Here is a 20,610-nt window from a genome sequence, read left to right on the forward strand (position 1 = left end):
GGGCAGGGGCCGCGCGCGCGGCCCCTGCCCCCTCCGCGAACGCGGGCTCCAGCGCCTCGGACATCCTGGATGAAATCCTCGCGGGCGGCACGCCCACCAACGAGTGGACGGAGGAGGACCTGGTCCGCCTGCAGACGGTGCAGCAGAACCAGGAGAAGAGCTCCAAGATTCTGCGCGCCCTGCTGGAGCTCGTCTTCGAGAAGGGCACCGTGCAGCAGCGCGAGCTGGCCGCGCGCATGCGCGTCTGACTTTGGAGTTTGTCTTCAGCCCACCTCGCGCAGCTCGCGCGCGGTGAGCCCCAGCAGCGTGAGGATGGTGTCCAGCCCGCCGGCGGAGATGGACGTGTCGGCGGCCTCACGCAGCTTCGGCTTGGCGCGGAAGGCGATGCCCAGGCCCGCCTTCTCCAGCATCAGCAAGTCGTTGGCCCCGTCGCCCACGGCGATGACCTGCTCCAGCAGGATGCCCTCCTGCTTCACCAGCGTCTCCAGCAGCTCCGCCTTGCGGCGCGCGTTGACGATGGTGCCCACGGTGCGGCCGGTGAGCTTGCCGTCCTGGACCTCCAGCGCGTTGGAGTACGCGAAGTCGATGCCCAGCCGCTTCTGGAGCGCCTCCGCCGCCACGGAGAAGCCGCCGCTGATGACCGCGGTGCGGTAGCCCAGGCGCCGGAGCACGCGCATCAGCGTCTCCGCGCCCTCCGTGAGCGGCAGGTTCGCGGCCAGCTCGTGCAGCACGCGCGCGTCCAGCCCCGCGAGCAGCGCCACGCGCTGGCGCAGGGATTCGTCGTAGTCCATCTCCCCGTGCATCGCGCGCTCGGTGATGGCGGCCACCTTCGCGTGGACGCCGTACGCGCGCGCCAGCTCGTCGATGACCTCGATGCGGATGAGCGTGGAGTCCATGTCCATCACCACCATCCGCTTGCCGCGCCGGTAGAGGCTCTCGCGCTGGAGCGCCACGTCGAAGGTGGGGCTCGCCATGGACAGCGCCAGGAGCGCGCGCTTGAGCGCCGTGGCATCCGCGTCCGGCGGCAGCGTGACGTGCAGCTCCACCGCCGCGAGCGGCGTCTCGCTCAGCCGGGTGATGCGCTCCACGCGCGCGTGGCCCGCCACCAGCTCCCGCGTCAGCGCGTGCACGTCGCGCACGCCCAGCGCCTTGCCCACCGCGGTGACGACGTAGCGCAAGGGCTCCGGGCCCACGGGCTCGGCGGACGGAGGCACCGCGCGCACGTCCACCGTGACGCCCAACTCCCGGGCCAGCTCGGGCAGCCCCTGAAGGGCCTCCCCTCCGGGGAGGCGCACCCAGAGGGCCAGGGTGAGCAGGCCCTGCACCACGACCTGCTCCACGTCGAGCAGCTCCGCGCCCGCCTGCGCGAGCAGGCCGGTCAAACGAGCGGTGGTATCGGGGCCGTCCCTGCCGGTGACGGTGAGGAGGACGCTGTCGGAGGAGCGCGTGGACATGGGCGCCGGCACTCTGACAGGTCTCCGCGGGGACGGGCGAGTCCGTCCATCCAGGGACGGGCGGGCCTCACGAAGAGGCCCGCCTGCCCTGCCAACGACTACTCCTGCGGATCCGAAGACAGGATGAGCGAGCCGCGCTCCAGGAACTCGCGCTCCGGGAAGGCCTTGTAGAAGTCCGCCAGCATCGCGTCCACGTCGGGGTAGCGCTGCTCGCGGCGGTCCTGCGTGGCCTTGTCGAAGAGCTGATCCAGCCCGCTGGGCGCCTCCGGGTTCACCTCCGAGGGCAGCGGCGAGCGGCGGCCCGGAATCTGACCGGTGAACATCTCGTAGAGCAGGATGCCCAGCGCGTACACGTCCGCGGACGGGCCCGCCTCCTGGACGCCCTTGTTCATCAGCTCCGGCGCCATGTAGACCATGCCGCCCGTGCCCACGAACACCTGGGGCATGCCCTTCGTCGCGTCCACCTCCACCACGCGGCTCATGCCGAAGTCGGCGAGCTTCGCGTTGCCGTACGCGTCGAAGAGGACGTTCTCCGGCTTGATGTTGTGGTGCGTGAGCCCCGCCGCGTGCGCGGCCTTCAGGCCGTACGCCAGCTGCAGGAAGGTGCGCAGCGCGTGCTGCACGTCAATGCCCTTGCCGCCGGCCGCCTCCAGCCGCTCCTTCAGGCTGCCGCGCATCAGCTCCACCACGAAGTAGGGCCGCGCCGAGTCCACGTTCTGGTCGAGGATCTGCACCACGCCCGGGTGGCGCACCTGCGCCTGCGCGCACAGCTCCTTCTTCAGGCGCTTGAGGACCTCACCGCGCTGCAGGAAGGAGAAGTAGCCGAAGATGTCCTTCAGCTCCTTGATGCAGATGTCCAGGCCCAGGGCGTTGTAGCGGCCCTTGAAGACCGTCCCCAGCGGCCCCGTGCCGATGGGGTCGAACTTCTGGTAGCGCAGGTCCAGGTCGCTGGAGCCCTTCGCGGCGGCAGCGGCGGCGGGAACCGGGGCCGCGGGAGCGGGAGTCGTGGCGGAAGGGGGCATTGGAGCGGGCGCGGCGGAGAGCGGAGGGGTGATGATGAGCGGCTGGGACGCGCTGGGAGCCGGCGCGGTCACCACGATGGGCTGGGACGCCGGAGCCGGCGGCAGCCCGATGAAGGTCTCCCGGCGTCCTTCCGCCGAACCTTCCGGACGCGCCGGCTGGGAGGGCGGCGGCGCGATGGGCGACGGCTGGGCGGCGGGCTGCATCTGCGTCGCGGCCTGCCCCAGGTCCAGCGCCGGCATCGCCACGCGCTGCGTGCGCGACGGCGGCATGGGTGGCGGGGACACCGGGACCGGCGTCGCGGCCGAGGCCAGGGAGGACGGATCCACCTCCGTCTCGTCCAGCAGCAGCTCCGGCGGCGGCGGCGGGACGCTCATCGGTTCGTCCTCGTCCAGCGGGCGGCCGATGTGCGTGGCGTCCTCCGCCGGGAGGAGCTGATCCGCGAAGAAGTCGTCGACCTCCGACGCGAACCGGTCCTGCAGGTCGCCCTCCACCACCCGCTCACCCGTTTCGGTGAGCTTCAGCTGGGCCTCGCGGTCCATGGCGATGTAGTGGAACTTGCGCAGGAAGAAGAAGTAGCTGTCGAACTCCAGCGAGACGGACGGCTCGAGGGCGGCCTTGACGTCGGCCAGCTTGTTCGAGCGTCCCAGGCGGCCGTTCTCCCGCAGATTCTGCAGGATGAGCAGCGCCTCGCCACTGACGGTGTCACGATGGATGGCGGGCTTCGTCATGGGTGCGCGGACTCTACGCGGCACCCGCCCGGCGCATCAACAACGCCCGGCTCCTATCGGATGCGCAGGAGCTGCTTCACCGTCTCCAGCACCTCCACGAACCGCACAGGCTTGCGCAGGTAGATGTCCACCCCCAGCTGCATCGCCCGCTCCTGGGCCTCCTTGCCGCCCGCGGAGATCGCGATGACCGGGATGCCCTTGAGCTCCTCTTCCTCGCGGATGCGCTCCACCAGGGCGAAGCCATCCATCACCGGCATGTAGAGGTCCAGCATCACCAGGCTGAAGCGGTCCTCGCGCAGCCGCAGGAGGGCGTGGTGGCCGTCCGGGGCGAAATGGACCTCCAGCGGGACCTTGCCGTGCAGATCGTTGCTCGCGAGCTTCTTGAGCACGTAGCTGTACATCTCGATGATGTGCGGGTTGTCCTCGACGATGAGCACACGGTACCCGTCCTGCTCCTGAGGGGTCGCCGCGCTGTCGTTGGGTCCTGCCGCACTCAAGATGTCACCCAGTCGCCGCCGGTCCTGCTCGCTCTCCACACGGATGCCCACGCCGCCCGGCTGATCGGGCGCGGCGATGCGCACCCACGCCACCGTCCCGGCGACTTCTACCGGATCCAGCAGTCCCGGGAAAGAAAGTGCAAGCCGCAGCTCGTCCCCCACCGCGAACAGCTGCTCGGTCTGGACGAAGAACCCTCCGGCCGACAGGTTTTCCGTCACGTCCCGCAGCGGCCGGCCATGGGTGTAGTCCACCCGGAGGATGGTGGGGATACGAGGGTGCTGCCGCTGGTCCGCAGGGTCCAGGCTCATAACAAGGGGTTGAAATCGCTCGGTAATTTGCTGAGGGCGGTCCAGTCTACCGCCGAGGGTTTATGTTGACAACGAAGCCATTGCGGCAATACGTACGGCCCGCCATGGCGGAGCCCCTGTTCACTCCTGAAGAGCAGAAGAAGTTCGACGCGGGGATCGCGGAAATCCTCTCGCACTACCCCTCTGATCGCAAAAGCGCCGGCATGCTTCCCGCGCTGCGCCTGCTGCAGGACCTCAAGGGGTGGTTGCCTCCTGACGGTCTGCGGCTGGTGGCGAAGAATCTGGAAGTCACGCCGGAGCGCGCCTACGAGGTCGCCAGCTTCTACGTGATGTACCACCTCAAGAAGCCGGGCAAGTACGTCATCGACGTCTGCACGAACCTGTCCTGCTCGCTCTGGGGCGCGGAGAAGATGCTCGCGTACCTGGAGCAGAAGCTGGGCCTGTCCGCCGGGGAGACGAACGACAAGTTCACCCTGCGCGAGACGGAGTGCCTGGCGTCCTGCGGGACGGCGCCCTGCCTGCAGATCAACGAGGATCACCACGAGCGGCTGACCCAGGCGAAGCTGGACGCGATCCTGGCCAAGCTGTCGTGAGCCGCTCCTCCTCCCCCTTGCTTTCCTAGGACGTTCATCCATGGCCTCTACGGCAAAGGCGGTCGAACCCGTCATCTCGGCGGCCTGGGGCAAGCCCCAGTCCTGGACCCTGGACAGCTACCGCTCGCGCGGCGGCTACGACGGGCTCAAGCGCGCGCTCTCCATGGAGCCCGCCGCCATCATCGACGAGGTGAAGAAGTCCAACCTCCGCGGCCGCGGCGGCGCGGGCTTCCCCACGGGCATGAAGTGGAGCTTCGTCCCCAAGGACAGCCCCAAGCCCAAGTACCTGGCCGTCAACGGCGACGAGTCCGAGCCGGGCACCTTCAAGGACCGCTACATCCTGGAGAACGACCCGCACATGATGCTGGAGGGCATCGCCATCGCGTCGTACGCGCTGGGCGTGCACACCTGCTACGTGTACCTGCGCGGCGAGTTCAAGTTCCAGGCGGAGCGCACCCAGGCGGCCATTGATGAAGCCTACAAGGCCGGCATCTTCGGCAAGTCGCTGATGGGCAAGGAGGGCTTCGCGCTCGACTGCTACGTCGTCCGCGGCGCCGGCGCGTACATCTGCGGCGAGGAGACGGCGCTCCTGGAGTCCCTGGAGGGCAAGAAGGGCTGGCCCCGCCTGAAGCCCCCGTTCCCCGCGGTGGTGGGCCTGTTCGGCAGCCCCACGGTGGTGAACAACGTGGAGACGCTCGCCAGCGTGCCGTCCATCCTCGCCAAGGGCGCGGAGTGGTACGCGAAGCTGGGCACGGACAAGTCCGGCGGCACGCACCTGGTCTGCCTGTCCGGCTCCGTGAACCGCCCCGGCGTCTACGAGGTGGGGATGCACACCACCATCCTGGAGCTGATCCACGACGACAAGTACGGCCAGGGCATGCCCAAGGGCCGCAAGGTCAAGGCGGTCATCCCGGGCGGCTCCTCGGCGCCGGTGCTGGGCGCGGACGAGCTGGACGTGGCGCTGGAGTTCGAGGCGCTGAAGATGAAGCAGACGATGGCCGGCTCCGGCGGCGTCATCGTGATGGACGACGCCACCTGCATGGTGCGCAGCCTCTGGCGCGTGGCCCGCTTCTACGCGGAAGAGTCCTGCGGCCAGTGCACCCCGTGCCGCGAGGGCACGCCCTGGCAGACGCGCCTGCTGCGCAAGATCGAGGAAGGCCGCGCGGAGATGAGCGACATCGACATGCTGTCGAACGTCGCCTCCTCCATCGCGCCCTACCCGCCCATTGGCCTGGGCAACACCATCTGCGCGCTGGGTGACGCGGCGGCGCTGCCCACGCACTCCTTCCTCATGCGGTTCCGGGACGAGTTCGAGGCTCACGTTCGGGAGCACCGCTGCCCGTACGGTGACCACCCCTGGGGTTCCTTCGGAGACTGGTCTTGAACATCGAATTGGTTCTCTTCGGCGTCTTCGCCGTCATGACGCTGCTGTCGGCGGGGATGGTCATCACCGCGCGGAGCCCCATCAACTCCGCCATGGCCCTGGTGTCGACGTTCTTCTTCCTGGCCGGCATCTACGTGCTGCTCTGGGCGCACACGGTGGCCGCAATCCAGGTGCTCGTCTACGCGGGCGCCATCATGGTGCTCTTCCTCTTCGTCATCATGCTGCTCAACCTGGGTGACGCCCCCCACCGCGGCAAGCCGTCCGCGACGCGGCTGCTGGGCGGCGCGTCCGCGCTGGGCCTCCTGGCCGTGCTGGCCGTGACGCTGGGCCGGATGAACGCGCAGCCCGCGCAGCTGGACGCGAAGGGCCAGGCGGCGTTCGGCACCCTGGCGTCCATCGGCGAGACCATCTACACCACCTGGCTCTTGCCGTTCGAAGCGGTCAGCCTGCTCCTGCTGGTGGCCATGGTGGGCGCGGTGGTGGTGGCCAAGTCCCGCATCTGATCCCCCGCGACCTTCCGGACAACCCAATGGTCCCCATCACCTACTACCTCCTGCTGGCCGCGGCCCTCTTCTGCATGGGCATGTTCGGCGTGCTGGTGCGCACGAACGCGCTGGTCGTCTTCATGTGCGTGGAGCTGATGCTCAACGCGGTCAACCTCACGTTCCTGGCCTTCGCGCGCATGCACGGCGAAGGGACCGGGCACGTGTCCGCCTTCTTCGTCATCGCCGTGGCGGCCGCGGAAGCGGCCATCGGTCTGGCCATCGTCATCGCGGTCTTCCGCAGTCGCGGCTCCGTGAACGTCGACGACATCCGGACGATGAAGCACTAACGCCCCGTCACCCCTGAGCACACCCATGGACGGATCCCTCGTCGAGTTCTTCAGAACCGCACCCATCCCCCCAGATGTGTTCAGCCCCTCGCTGGGGTTGATCATCCTGCTGCCGCTCCTGGGCGCGTTCGTGTGCGGCGTGTTCGGCAAGTGGCTGGGCCGCGCCAACGTGCACCTGGTGGCGTGCTCCGCCATCGCCGGCGCCTTCGTGCTGAGCGTGCTGGCCTTCTGGGCCACCAGCGACGCGGCCGGCGGGCGCGTGGTGAGCATGGCCAACCCGTTCGGCATCGAGCGGGACACCATCCGCTACGCCATCGCGCACGACTACGGCACGTGGTTCGCCGCCGGTGACTTCCGGGTGAACTTCGGCCTGCTGGTGGACCACCTGTCGGGCATCCTGCTGCTCATCATCACGGGCGTCGGCTTCCTCATCCACCTGTACTCCACCAGCTACATGGAGCACGACGATGGGTACTGGCGCTTCTTCGCGTACCTGAACCTCTTCGTCGCCGCGATGCTCACGCTGGTGATGGCCGACAACCTGGTCCTGCTCTTCGTGGGCTGGGAGGGCGTCGGCATGGCCAGCTACCTGCTCATCGGCTTCTGGTACACGGACAGCGCGAAGGCGTGGGCGGGCCGCAAGGCGTTCGTCACCAACCGCATCGGTGACTTCGCGTTCCTCATCGCCACGTTCCTGCTCATCCTCACGGTGAGCGCCTTCAACCGCCAGGCGGACCCCCGGGACTACAACGCGGCGTCCACGTCGCGCGCCCGCTACGAGCAGGGCATCGCCCAGAAGGGCCCCGTCACCTTCAAGGGCCTGGAGAAGCTGGCCCTGGCCCTGCCGGAAGGCACGGGCGGCGCGGTGTCCCTGGCCACGCCCATCGAGTCCGGGCCGCTGTCCGGCTACACCTTCGGCGGCGTGATGACGTCCATCATGCTGCTCTTCCTCCTGGGCGCCGCGGGCAAGAGCGCGCAGCTGCCGCTGTACGTCTGGCTGCCGGACGCGATGGCCGGCCCGACGCCGGTCTCCGCGCTCATCCACGCCGCCACGATGGTGACCGCGGGCGTGTACCTGTTCTGCCGCATGAGCGCGCTGCTCGTGCTGTCCCCCACCGCCATGGCGACCATCGCCATCGTGGGCGCGCTCACGTCGCTCTTGGCGGCGCTCATCGCGTTCGCCCAGGACGACATCAAGAAGGTGCTCGCCTACTCCACGGTGTCCCAGCTGGGCATCATGTTCATGGGCGTGGGCATGGGCGTCTTCTGGGCCGCCGCGATGCACCTGATGACGCACGCGTTCTTCAAGGCCTGCCTCTTCCTGGGCGCCGGCAGCGTGATGCACGGCAACGGGGACGAGACGGACATCAAGAAGCTGGGCGGCCTGTGGAAGGAGATGAAGTGGACGCACGCCACGTTCCTCATCTCCACGCTGGCCATCACGGGCATCTTCCCCATCATGTCCGGCTTCTTCTCCAAGGACGCCATCTTCCACGGCGTGCACCACAACCACCTGCACGGCCTGGAGTGGGTGTCCGGCTTCGTCTACGTGCTGGGCCTGCTCATCACCGCCTCCACGGCGTTCTACATGTCGCGCGTCTACCTGCTCACCTTCACGGGCAAGCGGTCCCCGGAGGCGAAGCTGGCGCACGCCCATGAGAGCGCGTGGCACATGACGCTGCCGCTGGTCATCCTGGCGTTCCTCGCCTTCATCACCTTCGTGTACGCCCTGCCCCTGATGCCCCGCACGGGCGGCGGGACGCAGCCGGTGTTCGAGAACTTCCTGTCCCCCGTGCTGCGCCCGGCGGAGACGGTGGCCCGCGTGGCCCAGACGGTGAAGCTGGACACCAGCGTGCCTGGCGTCGGCGACTACGCGTTCGCGTGGATGTGGGCGCTCCTGGGCGGCGGCGCGGCCGCGTTCGCCTACCTGAAGTTCTTCCCGTCGCGGGTGGGCCAGCCGGTGCCGGCGTTCGCGCGCGCGGTGCGCCGCACGGCGCTCAACAAGTTCTACGTGGATGAGCTCTACGAGTTCATCCTCATCCGGCCGGTGAAGTTCGTGGCCTTCATCCTCTTCCGCGTGGTGGACGCGCTCGTCATCGACACGGTGCTGGTGCGAGGCACCGCGTACGTCACGGAGAAGGTGGGCCTCGGGCTGCGCCGGCTCCAGACGGGTGACGCGCAGGCCTACGCCGCCATCATGGCGCTCGCCATCCTGGGCGGCGCGGTCTACGCCCTCGTGCAGGTGCTTTCATGAGCTTCTTCGACACCCACCTGTTGAACGTCGTCATCTACCTGCCGCTCGTGTTCGCGGCGCTGGTGCTCGCGCTGCCCGCGTCTGAACACGGGCAGGTCCGCACCATCACCTTCGTGGGCATGCTGCTGGACCTGGTGTTCGGCGTCTGGGCGTACTTCCGCTTCGAGCCGTCCGGGGCGGAGTTCCAGATGGAGTACCGCGTCCCGTGGTTCCAGCAGTTCGGGATGAGCTACCACCTGGGCGTGGATGGCCTGGCGGTGAGCCTGCTGCTCCTGACGGTGTTCCTGGGCCCGCTGGTGGTGCTCGCCTCCACCACGTACATCCAGCACCGCATCAAGGAGTTCCACCTGGCGCTGCTGGTGCTCCAGACGACGATGCTGGGCGCGCTGGCGTCCATGGACGTCCTGCTCTTCTACATCTTCTTCGAGGCCATGCTCATCCCCATGTACCTGATGGTGGGTGTGTGGGGCGCCGAGGACCGCCGCATGGCGGCGGTGAAGTTCTTCCTCTACACGCTGGTCGGCTCGCTGCTGATGCTGGTGGCCATCGTGGCCGTGTACTTCATCAGCGGTGGCCCGGGCGTGCGCTCGTTCGACTACGGCACGCTCTACAACAACCTGCTGGCCGCCAATCAGCAGCTGGCCGCGTGCACCAACGGGGTGGAGGGCAACTGCGACTCCCTGACGGGGCTGGCCGCCACGCTGCACACCTACGGCCCGTGGATGTTCGCCGCGTTCGCGCTGGCGTTCGCCATCAAGGTCCCCATGTGGCCGGTGCACACCTGGTTGCCGGACGCGCACGTCCAGGCGCCGGTGGCGGGCTCCATGATTCTTGCCGGCGTGATGCTGAAGATGGGCACCTACGGCTTCTGGCGCTTCGCGATTCCGCTCTTCCCGGTGGCGGCGCACCAGGCCCGTCCGTTCCTCGCGGTGCTGGCGGTGATTGGCATCGTGTACGGCGCGCTGATGTGCCTGGCGCAGCGGGACATCAAGAAGCTCATCGCGTACTCGTCCGTCAGCCACCTGGGCTACTGCATGCTGGGCCTGCTCGCCGTCACCAGTGAGGGCGCCACGGGCAGCGCGTACCAGATGCTCAACCACGGCGTGTCCACGGGCGCGCTGTTCCTCCTGTTCGGCTTCCTCTACGAGCGCCGCCACACGCGCCTGATGTCGGACTACGGCGGCATCGCCAAGGTGATGCCGGTGTTCACCGCGGCGTTCGTCATCATCACCTTCTCGTCGGTGGCGGTGCCGGGCACCAACGGCTTCATCGGCGAGTTCCTGGTGCTGATGGGCACGTTCAAGAGCAGCCTGCCCCTGGGCTTTGGCGCGTTCGCCACGCTGGGCGTCATCCTGGGCGCGGCGTACATGCTGTGGATGGTGCAGAAGGTGTTCTTCGGCAGCATCACGCACCGGGAGAACCAGCACCTGCGCGACATGAACGTGCGCGAGATGCTCACCACGGCCCCCTTCATCGTGCTGGTGGCGGTGATGGGCCTGATGCCGCAGCCCTTCCTGGACCGCATTGCTCCGTCCACGGACCGCTACGTGGCGCGCGCCAGCGTGGGCGCTCCGGGCGCCACCCAGGCGCAGGACGGACAGCTGCGCGTGGAGGTGATGTCGCTGCCCTCCACCGCCGCCGCGGCCCGCCCCTCCGTTCCCGCCGCGCCGCTCGCCGTCCGCGAGTAGGCCCCGAAAGACTCCATGAACCTGCCAAATCTCACCCTGGCGGATTTCCTCCCCATGCTGCCCGCCATCATCATGGTGGTGGCGGCCTGCGTCCTGCTGTTGTCGGAGGTGTTCCTCTCCGCGACGGCGTCCCGTGGCTACCAGGCGGTGCTCACCGTCGTGGCGGCGGTGGCCAGCGGCGCCGTGGCCGTGGGCCTGATGTTCGAGCCGCCGCAGGAGGTGTTCCTCGGCTTCGGCGTGCTGGACCCCTTCTCCAGCTTCCTCACCCTGGTGGTGAGCGTGGGCCTGGGCCTGGCGGCGCTGAGCGCGGTGGGCTTCCTGCGCAAGCGTGGCGCGGAGCGCGGTGAGTTCTACGCGCTGATGCTCTTCGCCTCCGCGGGCATGAGCCTGCTGGCGATGTCGTCGGAGTTCATCACCATCTTCGTCAACATCGAGGTGCTCTCCATCGCGACGTACGCGCTGACGGCGTACCTGCGCCGCGGCACGCGCCCCAGCGAGGCGGGCTTCAAGTACTTCATCCTGGGCGCCTTCTCCTCGGCCGTCCTGCTGTACGGCACGGCGCTGCTCTACGGCGCCACCGGCACCACGAAGCTCAACGACATGGCGGGGCCGCTGCAGCAGGCGCTGTCCACGACGCCGGCGCTCGTCTACGTGGGCGCGGTGCTCATCGCCGCGGGCTTCGCGTTCAAGGTGGCGGCGGTGCCGTTCCACATGTGGACGCCGGACGTGTACGAGGGCGCCCCCACCCCGGTGACGGCCCTCATGAGCGCGGGCGTGAAGGCGGCGGCGTTCGCGTCGCTGGTGCGCGTGTTCGTCACGGTGGGCAAGGGCATGGACCCCAAGCTGCCGCTGATGCTCTTCGCCACGCTGGCGCTGCTCACGATGATCGCCGGCAACCTGATGGCGATTCCGCAGCGCAACGTGAAGCGCATGCTGGCGTACTCCTCCATCGCGCACGCGGGCTACCTGCTGCTGGGCGTGGCGGCGCTGTTCGTCGCGGCCCCGGGCGAGAGCTTCCGCCTGCTGTCCGCGTCGTCGCTGTCCGGTGGCACGCCGCTGGACGTGGCGCGCTCGGACGCGCTGCGCGGCATCCTCTACTACCTGCTGGCGTACACCTTCAGCGCGACGGGCGCCTTCGCCATGGTCTCCGCGCTGGAGCGCCGTGAGGACGAGGAGAAGGGAACCGCCTGGGACCTGGAGCGCTTCGCGGGCCTCGCGCAGCGCCGCCCGGGTTGGGCGTTCGCCATGGCGGCCTTCATGCTGTCGCTGGGCGGCATCCCCCCCACCGTGGGCTTCATGAGCAAGCTGCTCATCTTCCAGGCCGCCATCGACGTGGGCCTCGTGGGCCTCACCGTGGTGGCGGTGCTCAGCAGCGCGGCGGGCGCGTATTACTACCTGCGCGTCGTCGTCTACATGTTCATGCACCCCATCCCCGAGGGCGCCCAGCCGCTGGAGCGCAACTGGGGCACCGAGGCCGCGCTCGTCATCGCCACCGTCGCCGTGGTGCTGCTGGGCATCCTCCCGGGCCACGTCACCGACTGGCTGGCCCAGGCCGGCACGCTGTTCGGCCAGTAGTCACCCAGCACCTGGGGCCGGCAGCTCGCTGCCGCCCGACGCCCGCCTCGGCCCCTGGCCCTGGCGGGCGTTGTCGTTGCGGGGCATGGCTCACGGCGTCATGGCCGCGGCTCCAGGCTGCATTGCAGAAGTGAAATGGATCCGCGCCGCGTCATGCGGGTGTGGGCGACGGGGCGGACGATGCGGGAGCGCAAAAAGAAGGCGGCCCGGCACCCGTGAGGGTGTCGGGCCGCGGGTCTTCTCAAGGTAACGCACCGGAAGTGCTGAAAGGGTGGGGGGGAACCACTTTCAGCCTCGCTTCGATGCGTCCCGGGCTAACCTTTAGCAGGTGCCATGCCAGCGCTCGCGAGAGACCGAAATCGAGAGTTCTCAAGGGTTTAGACGGCCGGACGACACTCCCACCCCCGCCCTTCCGCATTGCAGCCCTGAAATCGCGTTTCAGGGATGAAAACACCCAACGAATTCAGGAGGTTGGTTTTTTCATCCCTGAACGGGGGTGATTGCGGATCTGAACTCGCACCGGGAGGCGGGTGCGAGTTCGCTGAGAGGCTATTCGCGGGCGCCCGTGGGAGGCCGGAGGTTGAGGCGCTTCATCTTCCGCCACAGCGTGGTGGAGGAGACGCCCAGCTCGTCCGCCACGCGGGCCAGGTCCACGCCGTGGCGCTCCAGGGCCTGGACGATGGCCCGGCGCTCCGCGTCCTCCACCACGTCCGCCAGCGTGGGCCCGGTGGTCTCCGCGCTGGCGGGGCGCGCGACGTCGGTGGGGGGCAGGCCCGCGGTGGTGGCTTCGGCCGGAGCGGCGCCAGGCAGCACGCGGTTCTGGGGGCGCAGCGGGAAGTCCTCGGCGAGCAGCTCGTCGCCTTCCGCGAGCGCGGCGGCCTGCTCCACCAGGTTCTCCAGCTCACGCACGTTGCCGGGGAAGTCGTACGTCATCAGGTGCTCCACGGCGGCGGCGGACAGGCGCCGGGGCCGGGGGCTGCGGGCGTTGGCGCGCGCCAGGAAGTGCTCCGCCAGCGCGGGCACGTCCTCCATGCGCTCGCGCAGCGGGGGCACGCGCAGGAGCACCACGTTGAGGCGGTAGTAGAGGTCCTGGCGGAAGCGCTTCTCCTTCACCTCCAGCTCGATGTCGCGGTTGGTGGCCGCGGCGATGCGCACGTCCACGCGCAGCGCGGTGGACTCGCCCACGCGGCGCACCTCGCCGTCCTGGAGCGTTCGCAGGAGCTTGGACTGGAAGGTGGGGCTCGTCTCCGTCACCTCGTCGATGAAGAGCGTGCCGTTGTCCGCCTCCTCGAAGAGGCCGCGGCGCGCCTTCACCGCGCCGGTGAAGGCGCCCTTGGCGTGGCCGAAGAGCTCGCTCTCCAGCAGCGACTCGCTGATGGCCGCGCAGTTGACGGGCACGAAGGCCTGCTTGCTGCGGCGGCTGTGCGCGTGGAGGGCGCGGGCCACCAGCTCCTTGCCCGTGCCGCTCTCGCCCTGGATGAGGACGGTGGCGTCGCTCTGGGCCACGCGCAGCAGGCGCGTGGTGAGCTCGCGCATGGCCTGGCTGCGGCCCACGAGCGCGGACAGGCCGTGGCGCTCGTTGAACTCCGAGGTGAGGTTGTCCACCGCCGCCTGGAGCCGGGCGCGCTCCAGGGCGCGCTCCACGCGGTAGCGCAGCTCCCCGTCCTTGAAGGGCTTGGTGACGTAGTCGTAGGCCCCCAGGCGCATGGCCTCCACCGCGCTGTCGATGGAGCCGAAGGCCGTCATCATGATGACCTGGAGGCGCGGGGCCACCTCCAGCGCGCGCTTGAGCAGCGTGAGCCCGTCCATGGGCTCCATCTTCAGGTCCGTGAGGAGCAGGTCCACGCGCTCCTGGGAGAGCACGCCCAGGGCCTCCTCGCCGGTGGCGGCCTCGGAGACGGTGTAGCCAAACGAGTGCAGGAGCAGCGCGGTGGTGGCGCGCATGTTGCGCTGGTCGTCCACCACGAGGATGCGTCCTCGGGGAACCGGAGTGGTCGCGTCGGTCATGAGAGGGACTGGGGCTGCGTGAGCGGCAGCCAGAAGGTGAAGGTGGTTCCGCGTCCGGGGGCGCTCTCCACGGCGATTTCGCCGCGGTGCTCCTCCAGGATGCGCTTCACCACCGCCAGCCCCAGGCCGGTGCCCTGGGCCTTGGTGGTGAAGAAGGGTTCGAAGACGCGGTGGAGCAGCTCCGCCGGGATGCCCGGCCCGCCGTCCACCACGTCGATTCTCAGCTGCTCGCGGCCGCCGTGGGTGTCCCGGCGCGCGCGCACCCGGACCTCGCCCCCCTGGGGCATGGCCTGGATGGCGTTGACGGCCACGTTGAAGAGGGCCTGGCGGATCTGCCGCCGGTCCATGGGCACCGCGGTGAGGCCGGGCTCCACCTCCACGGAGACGTGCACCGGGCGCTCCGTGGCGGCCTGCGCCCGCGCGGCGTCGAAGGCGTCCTGGAGCACGCGCAAGAGGTCCTCCGGCTGGAGCACCGGGTTGCGCGGGCGGGTGAAGTCCAGGAGGTCCGACACCATGCGGTTGAGGCGGTCACTCTCCTCCGCGACGATGTCCAGCAGCATGGCCGTGTCGCCGCCGGGCTTCATGATGCGCCGGAGCGTGGCCACCGCGTTGAAGATGACGCCCAGGGGGTTGCGCACCTCGTGGGCGACGATGGCGGAAAGCTCACCCAGCGCGGCGAAGCGCTCGCGCTTCACCATCTCCGCGCGGGTCGCGGCCAGCTCCGCGTAGCTGGCCCACAGGGATTCGTAGAGGCGCGCGTTGGCGATGGACAGCGCCAGCTGGCCGCACGTCGCCTCCGCCAGGTCAATCAGCTCCGGGCCGAAGGGGCGCGGGCCGCGCACGTCGTCCACCAGCACCACACCGATGAGCTCCTCGCGCGACGTGAGCGGCAGGCCCAGCAGGGCCTTCTCCCCCAGCCGGTCGATGAGCACCGCGCTGACGGACGTGCTCGCGGACGTCAGGTCCTCCACGGCGATGGGCTTGCGCTCCAGGGCCACGCGCGCGGCCAGGTCGTCGCTGTCCAGCGGCACCACCACCGTGCGGAACAGGTCGCGGTGGGCCGCGGACGCCGCCGCGCCCCGCAGCACCTTGGCCTGTTCGTCGTAGAGGAGGATGAAGCAGTTGGACACGTCCAGCAGGTGCACCAGGAAGTCGGACGCGACGTCCAGGATGCTGGCCGTCTCCAGCACGCCGGACGTGGTGCGCGCCAGGTCCAGAAGCAGGCGCGTCTCCGTGAGCTGGCGGGCGGACTCCGCGCGCAGGCGGCGCTGCTCCAACAGCGTCACCAGGAGCTCCGCGAGCGTGGCCAGGAGCCGCGCGTCGCGTTCATCGAAAGGCCGCTCCTTCGCGCGCAGCGCCTGCACCACGCCCACGCACTCCCCGCCCCGGGTGAGCCGCGCCGCCGTCCCGCTGCCGAAGCGGCCCTGGGACAGCGCCTCCAGCGCGCGCCCCTGCGACTCCGACGACAGCACGCCCCCGTCCTCCCGCAGGGACGCGGCCAGCAGCACGCCGGTGGCCCGGTCACTCCCCTCCTCCAGCCCCACGTGGGCGGCGAGCCGGGGGACCTCGCCCTGCCCCTGCCCGGAGGTGACGTGCAGCGCCACCGCGCGGGCCTGGAGCAGCTCCGCCACGCGCGCGAGGAACGTCTCCGGCGGCGGGGGCACGGGCTGCGCCACGAAGCGCGCCATCTCCGCCACGGCCTCCACCTCCCAGCGGCTGCGCGCGCCGTCCGCCTGGAGGTGCGCGTCCGCGAGCGCCGCGCCCACCACCTTCGCGAACAGCGTCAGCACCGAGCCGTGCCGGGGCGCCACCCACGGACCCGCGACCCAGAGCACCTCCGACTGGGGCCCGCCCACCGGCAGGTACGCGTGCGTGGGCTGCGCCTGGTCCGCGCCGCCGAAGACAGGCCGCCCGTCCGACAGCGCCTCCAGCGCCAGGTGCGTGTCCGCCGGCAGGGACACGCCGTCGCGCGCCAGCCACCGCGTGCCCTCCCAGCGCAAGAGCCGCGCCCGGAAGCCCGCGTCCTCCAGGCCGGCCAGGGCCACGCGCCGCACGCCCTCCTCCGAGCGCGCGGACACCAGCCCCGCGGACGTGTCCACCAGCCGCTCCGCCACCACGAGCTCCCGGGGGCGCTCCGCCCTCACCATGCAGCTGAGCAGGAGCGCGAAGCGCCCGCCCTCCAGCCGCAGGGGGTTGGCCTGGACGTACAGCTCGCCCGTGGCGCCCTGGACGCTGAAGATTTTGTAGAGCTGGGGACGCCCGTCCAGCGGCGCGCCGGTGGCCACCCGCTGGAAGCGGTCCGCCATCCGGCTGCGGTCCTCCGGCTGGACGAAGTCCAGGAAGGAGCGGCCCTCCACCTGCTCCACGGGCAGGCCCAACAGCCGCGCGTACCCGGCATTGGCCACGGAGACGATCCCACCGCCATCCACCACCAGCACGGGCTGGGTGAAGGCATCCACCAGGGTACGCAGTTCCTGTTCGCTGTAGGCCTTGGCACTCATCCGCGACGCAACACCCGTTTGTCCCCCACCCGCAGCGTCACCTTCTCCCGGTCGAAGTACTCCGACAGGGGGATGGTGAACTTGCGGCTCTGGCCCACCAGCTCCTTGAAGCCCTGCGTGGAAATCTCCCGGTGCTCCTTCAGGTACGCCACCAGCCGTCCCCGCAGCTCCTCCAGCGCGCGCGCGTCGAAACACAGCTCCTCGCTCACCCGCACGCCCGTGCCCGCCGACACCAGCACCTTCAGCAGCTCCTGGAGCTTCGCGGGAACCAGCCCCAGCTTCTGCGACAGCTCCGTGACGGTGGGCGGCGCGAGCCCCGCCGCGGACAGCTCCGCGGCCAGACGCGTGCGCGCGGCCTCGTCGCCCAGCGTCAGCGTACGGCCCCGGCCCTGCAGGCGCACCAGGTCCTTCTCCGCCTCCACATGGCCTGAGTCCACCAGCGCCTGCACCACGCGCTGGAACAGGCGCCCGTCCAGCTGGGCGGAGAGCCGCTGACGGAGCTCCTCCCGGGACAGGCCCTCGCGCATGGGCTCACGCTCGTGGAACGCGGCGAGCAGCGCGAGCGAGCGCTGACGCAGGCCCTCGAACACGTCCTGCGCCACGTAGAGCCGCCGGTCGCGGTCCACCAGCAGCACCTGCCCCTTCGCGCCCGAAAGCTCCAGCGTGCGCGCGAGCACCTTGGGAGAGAGCCCCGAGCGGCCGAACAGCTCCGTCTGCGTGAGCCCCGCGTAGCCCGCCTGCTTGAGGAGCCACGCCACCTGCCCGGCCGCGTCCGCCTCCAACAGCGGCCGCACCACCGTGGACGCGCCCCGGCGCCGGCGCGGCGGCGTGATGGAGAGCACGCGCCCTCCGGCCACCGTGGCGCCCCGCCCCGGCAGCGCGCGCGAGCCGCGCAGGATGAAGCGCTGGCCCACGAGCGCGCCCACCGGCGACTCCAGCCGCAGCTGCGCGAGCCCCGTCTCCCCCGGAGGAAGCGAGTCCAAATCCAGCAGCGCCACCGTGGCCTCCACCTGCGCGGTGCCCAGGTGCAACAGCAGCTTGCGGCGCTTGGGCAGCGGCGCCTCCGCGGCGGGCAGCAGCGTCAGCTCCACGTCCAGCATGGACGTCTCCGGCAGCTCGCCCGAGCGCGTGAGCACCATGCCCCGGTGCACGTCCTCCGTCTGCACGTCCGCCACGTTCACCGCCGCGCGCTGTCCCGCCTCCACGCGCGTCACCGGCTGGCCATGCACCTGCACGCCCCGGACGCGAAAGGGGCCCGGACGCGCGCCGGCCACGGCAGGAAGCAGCGCCACCGCGTCGTCCACCGCCAGCGCGCCGGACAACAGCGTGCCCGTCACCACCGTGCCGAAGCCCTTGATGGTGAAGGCCCGGTCCACGGGCAGGAACGCGGGCCCCTCCGCGGGGCGCCTGGGCAGCGTGGCCGCCGCGCGGGCGAGCGCCGCCTTCAGCTCGGGCAGTCCCGCGCCCGTGCGCGAGGACACCGGCACCACGGGCGCGCCCTCCAGGAAGGTGCCGGTGGTGAGCGCGGCCAGGTCCGCCTCCACCAGCGCGCGCCAGTCCTCGCCCAGGCCCTCCAGCAGGTCCGCCTTGGTGAGCGCGACGACGCCCGCCTTCACGCCCAGCAGGCGGCAGATGTCCAGGTGCTCGCGCGTCTGGGGCATGACGCCTTCGTCCGCCGCCACCACCAGCACGGCCAGGTCCACGCCGCCCGCGCCCGCGGCCATGGCCTTCACGAAGCGCTCATGGCCGGGCACGTCCACCACGCCCGCCACCTGTCCGCCGGGGAGCGGCAGGTGGGCGAAGCCCAGCTCCAGGGTGATGCCCCGCCGCTTCTCCTCCGGGAGCCGGTCGGTGTCGGTGCCCGTCAGCGCCTTCACGAGGGACGTCTTGCCGTGGTCGATGTGCCCCGCCGTCCCGATGATCATCGCCGCGTCAGCGCCCTTCGCGCGGGCCTCAGGCTCCAGCCTTGTCCGGGTCGTCGTCGAGGTGCGCGTCGCCCATCACCGGCTGGTAGTCCCACGGGAAGACGAAGAGCGAGTCCGTGGACAGCCCCACGTGGTCCGGCGTGAAGCCCTCCGGCCGCGCGATGAGGCACGCGGTGCGGATCTCCTTCGCGCCCACCTTCTTCGCGAGCGTGGTGGCCAGCTCCAGCGTGTCGCCGCTGGACGCGATGTCGTCCACGATGAGCACGCGGCGGCCCTTGAGCTCCGTGGGCATCTCCCCGCTCACCTGCGGCTGGCCGCGCTCCTGGGTGCGCTCGGCCTTGTCGCGGCTGCGGCGGCTGATGCGCACGGGGAAGAACTCGCAGCCGAGCGCGCCCGCGAGCGCCCCGCCCACGAACACGCCGCCGTGGGCCACGCCCACCACCGCCTGTGGCTCCCAGGCCTGACGGATGGTGCGCGCCAGCTGCTGCACCTTCCGGTCGAACTCCGCCCACGACAGCTCCACCACGCCCGTGGACTTGTGCCGGGACTGGTCGCGGCCGGTGGGTTGGCGCGGGGCCTCCACCTGGGGCGCCAGCACCATGTCATTGGGAATGGAGACGAGCTTCTCCGCCCCATCCTTCTGGGTGGCGGAGGGCACGGAGGACTTCGGGGAAGGGTTGCGCTGGTCCTGGGACTTCGGCGGCGCTGCCCGCTTGATGGCCACGGCGAAAGCTCCGGGTGAGGTGCGGCCCTGTCATATCCCGAGCACCGCGACCCCGCCACAACCGCCGTGCCCGCTCCCCTGAGGATGTGCAGCGCTGAATCATCGCGCCGCCCAGGCCGGGGAACCGGGATGTCTGTCTTCAGCGCGGCGGACTCAGGCCGTGCCCTCCGTGAGCATCTGCTGGATCTCCGCGCCGGGGATGACATAGCGCGTCGTGCAGAACTGGCAGGTGGCCTCCGCCTGGCCTTCCTTCTCCAGCAGGTCCTTCAGCTCCTCGCGGCCCATGGCCAGGAGCGCGAGCTTCACGCGGTCTCGGCTGCAGGAGCAGGTGAAGCGCAGCGGATAGCGGGACATGATCTCCAGGTCCGCCTCCGGCACCAGCGAGCGCAGCAGCGTCGCCGCCCCGTCCTGCGCGTGCGCCTGCACGGCCGCCTGGAACTGCGCCTTGAGCCGGGTGCCCAGCGCCTTGAAGGCCTCCCGGTCCCCGTCTGGCAGGGGCTGCACCAGGAGGCCCACCACGGTGCCGAGCGGATCCTCCTGGCCGTCCACCAGCGAGGGCAGCTGCGCCATGAGCAGGTGCGAGGGCACCTGATCCGACTGGTGGAAGTAGCGCTCCAGGTCCGCCACCAGGTCGAAGTGCTCCAGCTCCACGGACGAGCGGTAGTACTCCCCGCCGCCCTGGTCGCGCAGCACGGACAGGAAGCCCTGGTTCCCCAGCACCGGGCGCCAGTGATAGCGCCCCTCCGAACCGGTGTACTCCACCAGCGTGTTCTTCACGTAGCCGCGCACGACACCGTTGGCGTCGCCGTCCACGAAGAGGCCGCGCAGGGGGCCGTCGCACTCCAGTTGCAGGTTGATCCGGGAGTCCGTGCCCTTCCGGAGCGAGCCCATGAGGGCGGCGGCGGTGAGGCCCTGGGACAGGAGCGCGGCGGAGGCCGGCATGCTCTGGTGGGTGGCGCGGGCCTGGCGGGACAGGTCCCCGGTGGTGGCCAGCACCAGGCGCAGGTCCGACGCCTTCAACAATCCACTGACAAGCTCATCAGGCATAGGGCTGGTTAGCGTGCCCCACCCGCTCGCGCCCGCCAACGGAAGAGGGACGGGGCGGGGGCGCCTGCC

15 protein-coding genes and 1 pseudogene are annotated in these 20,610 nt (G+C 70.3%); 8 read left to right on the plus strand and 8 right to left on the minus strand.

From position 1 onward, the window contains the following. A pseudogene (locus D7X55_RS16050) lies at positions 1–248 on the plus strand (hypothetical protein); the annotation flags it as partial. Between the two features lie 15 nt (positions 249–263). Here D7X55_RS16050 and serB read toward each other — a convergent pair. The 3 genes from serB to D7X55_RS16065 all read right to left on the minus strand — a co-directional run bounded on the left by serB (position 264) and on the right by D7X55_RS16065 (position 4,011). Next, entirely contained in the window at positions 264–1,454 is a 1,191-nt protein-coding gene (serB, locus tag D7X55_RS16055) for a phosphoserine phosphatase SerB (protein WP_120550751.1), read from the minus strand. A gap of 98 nt (positions 1,455–1,552) precedes the next feature. Beyond that, positions 1,553–3,205 carry a serine/threonine-protein kinase gene (locus D7X55_RS16060; protein ID WP_120550727.1) on the minus strand — a complete coding sequence of 551 codons (1,653 nt, stop codon included), beginning with the start codon at positions 3,203–3,205 and terminating at the stop codon, positions 1,553–1,555. Between the two features lie 53 nt (positions 3,206–3,258). After that, complete coding sequence (locus tag D7X55_RS16065) at positions 3,259–4,011, minus strand: TIGR02266 family protein (protein WP_120550728.1); 753 nt, start codon at positions 4,009–4,011, stop codon at positions 3,259–3,261. Positions 4,012–4,115: 104 nt separating this feature from the next. On the opposite strand from D7X55_RS16065, the gene nuoE reads away from it, so the two are divergent. From nuoE to D7X55_RS16100, 7 genes are read left to right on the plus strand one after another with little or no spacing between them, the layout of a single operon-like run. Beyond that, positions 4,116–4,604: an NAD(P)H-dependent oxidoreductase subunit E gene (gene nuoE, locus D7X55_RS16070; protein ID WP_120550729.1), complete on the plus strand. Its 489-nt coding sequence runs from the start codon at positions 4,116–4,118 to the stop codon at positions 4,602–4,604. Between the two features lie 40 nt (positions 4,605–4,644). Further along, on the plus strand, positions 4,645–5,988 hold the full coding sequence (nuoF, locus tag D7X55_RS16075) for an NADH-quinone oxidoreductase subunit NuoF (protein ID WP_120550730.1): 1,344 nt from the start codon (positions 4,645–4,647) through the stop codon (positions 5,986–5,988). Further along, positions 5,985–6,491: an NADH-quinone oxidoreductase subunit J gene (locus tag D7X55_RS16080; protein WP_120550731.1), complete on the plus strand. Its 507-nt coding sequence runs from the start codon at positions 5,985–5,987 to the stop codon at positions 6,489–6,491. Before nuoF ends, D7X55_RS16080 begins: the two co-directional genes overlap by 4 nt. 26 nt (positions 6,492–6,517) lie before the next feature. Continuing rightward, entirely contained in the window at positions 6,518–6,820 is a 303-nt protein-coding gene (nuoK, locus tag D7X55_RS16085) for an NADH-quinone oxidoreductase subunit NuoK (RefSeq protein ID WP_120527355.1), read from the plus strand. A 25-nt stretch (positions 6,821–6,845) separates the two neighbouring features. Beyond that, positions 6,846–9,074 (plus strand): NADH-quinone oxidoreductase subunit L, encoded by a 2,229-nt coding sequence (gene nuoL, locus D7X55_RS16090; protein ID WP_121723490.1) that lies wholly within the window; start codon positions 6,846–6,848, stop codon positions 9,072–9,074. Continuing rightward, entirely contained in the window at positions 9,071–10,762 is a 1,692-nt protein-coding gene (locus tag D7X55_RS16095; protein WP_120550733.1) for a NuoM family protein, read from the plus strand. Before nuoL ends, D7X55_RS16095 begins: the two co-directional genes overlap by 4 nt. 15 nt (positions 10,763–10,777) lie before the next feature. Further along, complete coding sequence (locus D7X55_RS16100) at positions 10,778–12,337, plus strand: NADH-quinone oxidoreductase subunit N (protein WP_120550734.1); 1,560 nt, start codon at positions 10,778–10,780, stop codon at positions 12,335–12,337. Between the two features lie 549 nt (positions 12,338–12,886). Here the strand turns inward: D7X55_RS16100 and D7X55_RS16105 are convergent. The 5 genes from D7X55_RS16105 to D7X55_RS16125 all read right to left on the minus strand — a co-directional run bounded on the left by D7X55_RS16105 (position 12,887) and on the right by D7X55_RS16125 (position 20,541). Next, entirely contained in the window at positions 12,887–14,344 is a 1,458-nt protein-coding gene (locus D7X55_RS16105; RefSeq protein ID WP_120550735.1) for a sigma-54 dependent transcriptional regulator, read from the minus strand. Further along, positions 14,341–16,845, minus strand: coding sequence for an ATP-binding protein (locus D7X55_RS16110; protein WP_121723491.1), 2,505 nt, complete (start codon positions 16,843–16,845; stop codon positions 14,341–14,343). The genes D7X55_RS16105 and D7X55_RS16110 overlap by 4 nt, the downstream gene beginning before the upstream one ends. Beyond that, positions 16,842–18,770, minus strand: a complete 1,929-nt coding sequence (selB, locus tag D7X55_RS16115; RefSeq protein ID WP_120550737.1) for a selenocysteine-specific translation elongation factor — start codon at positions 18,768–18,770, stop codon at positions 16,842–16,844. The genes D7X55_RS16110 and selB overlap by 4 nt, the downstream gene beginning before the upstream one ends. Before the next feature lie 28 nt (positions 18,771–18,798). Further along, on the minus strand, positions 18,799–19,494 hold the full coding sequence (locus D7X55_RS16120) for a phosphoribosyltransferase (RefSeq protein WP_120550738.1): 696 nt from the start codon (positions 19,492–19,494) through the stop codon (positions 18,799–18,801). A 153-nt stretch (positions 19,495–19,647) separates the two neighbouring features. Then, on the minus strand, positions 19,648–20,541 hold the full coding sequence (locus D7X55_RS16125) for an Hsp33 family molecular chaperone HslO (RefSeq protein WP_120550739.1): 894 nt from the start codon (positions 20,539–20,541) through the stop codon (positions 19,648–19,650). Positions 20,542–20,610 lie beyond the last annotated feature (69 nt).

It is taken from the genome of Corallococcus sp. AB049A, assembly GCF_003668885.1.
In the GTDB taxonomy this organism is placed as follows: domain Bacteria; phylum Myxococcota; class Myxococcia; order Myxococcales; family Myxococcaceae; genus Corallococcus; species Corallococcus interemptor.

Coding starts and splice junctions, on each gene's coding strand:
- serB (WP_120550751.1), bottom strand. CDS start 1,454: ATGTCCACGCGCTCCTCCGACAGCGTCCTCCTCACCGTCACCGGCAGG.
- D7X55_RS16060 (WP_120550727.1), bottom strand. CDS start 3,205: ATGACGAAGCCCGCCATCCATCGTGACACCGTCAGTGGCGAGGCGCTG.
- D7X55_RS16065 (WP_120550728.1), bottom strand. CDS start 4,011: ATGAGCCTGGACCCTGCGGACCAGCGGCAGCACCCTCGTATCCCCACC.
- nuoE (WP_120550729.1), top strand. CDS start 4,116: ATGGCGGAGCCCCTGTTCACTCCTGAAGAGCAGAAGAAGTTCGACGCG.
- nuoF (WP_120550730.1), top strand. CDS start 4,645: ATGGCCTCTACGGCAAAGGCGGTCGAACCCGTCATCTCGGCGGCCTGG.
- nuoK (WP_120527355.1), top strand. CDS start 6,518: ATGGTCCCCATCACCTACTACCTCCTGCTGGCCGCGGCCCTCTTCTGC.
- nuoL (WP_121723490.1), top strand. CDS start 6,846: ATGGACGGATCCCTCGTCGAGTTCTTCAGAACCGCACCCATCCCCCCA.
- D7X55_RS16095 (WP_120550733.1), top strand. CDS start 9,071: ATGAGCTTCTTCGACACCCACCTGTTGAACGTCGTCATCTACCTGCCG.
- D7X55_RS16100 (WP_120550734.1), top strand. CDS start 10,778: ATGAACCTGCCAAATCTCACCCTGGCGGATTTCCTCCCCATGCTGCCC.
- D7X55_RS16105 (WP_120550735.1), bottom strand. CDS start 14,344: ATGACCGACGCGACCACTCCGGTTCCCCGAGGACGCATCCTCGTGGTG.
- D7X55_RS16110 (WP_121723491.1), bottom strand. CDS start 16,845: ATGAGTGCCAAGGCCTACAGCGAACAGGAACTGCGTACCCTGGTGGAT.
- selB (WP_120550737.1), bottom strand. CDS start 18,770: ATGATCATCGGGACGGCGGGGCACATCGACCACGGCAAGACGTCCCTC.
- D7X55_RS16125 (WP_120550739.1), bottom strand. CDS start 20,541: ATGCCTGATGAGCTTGTCAGTGGATTGTTGAAGGCGTCGGACCTGCGC.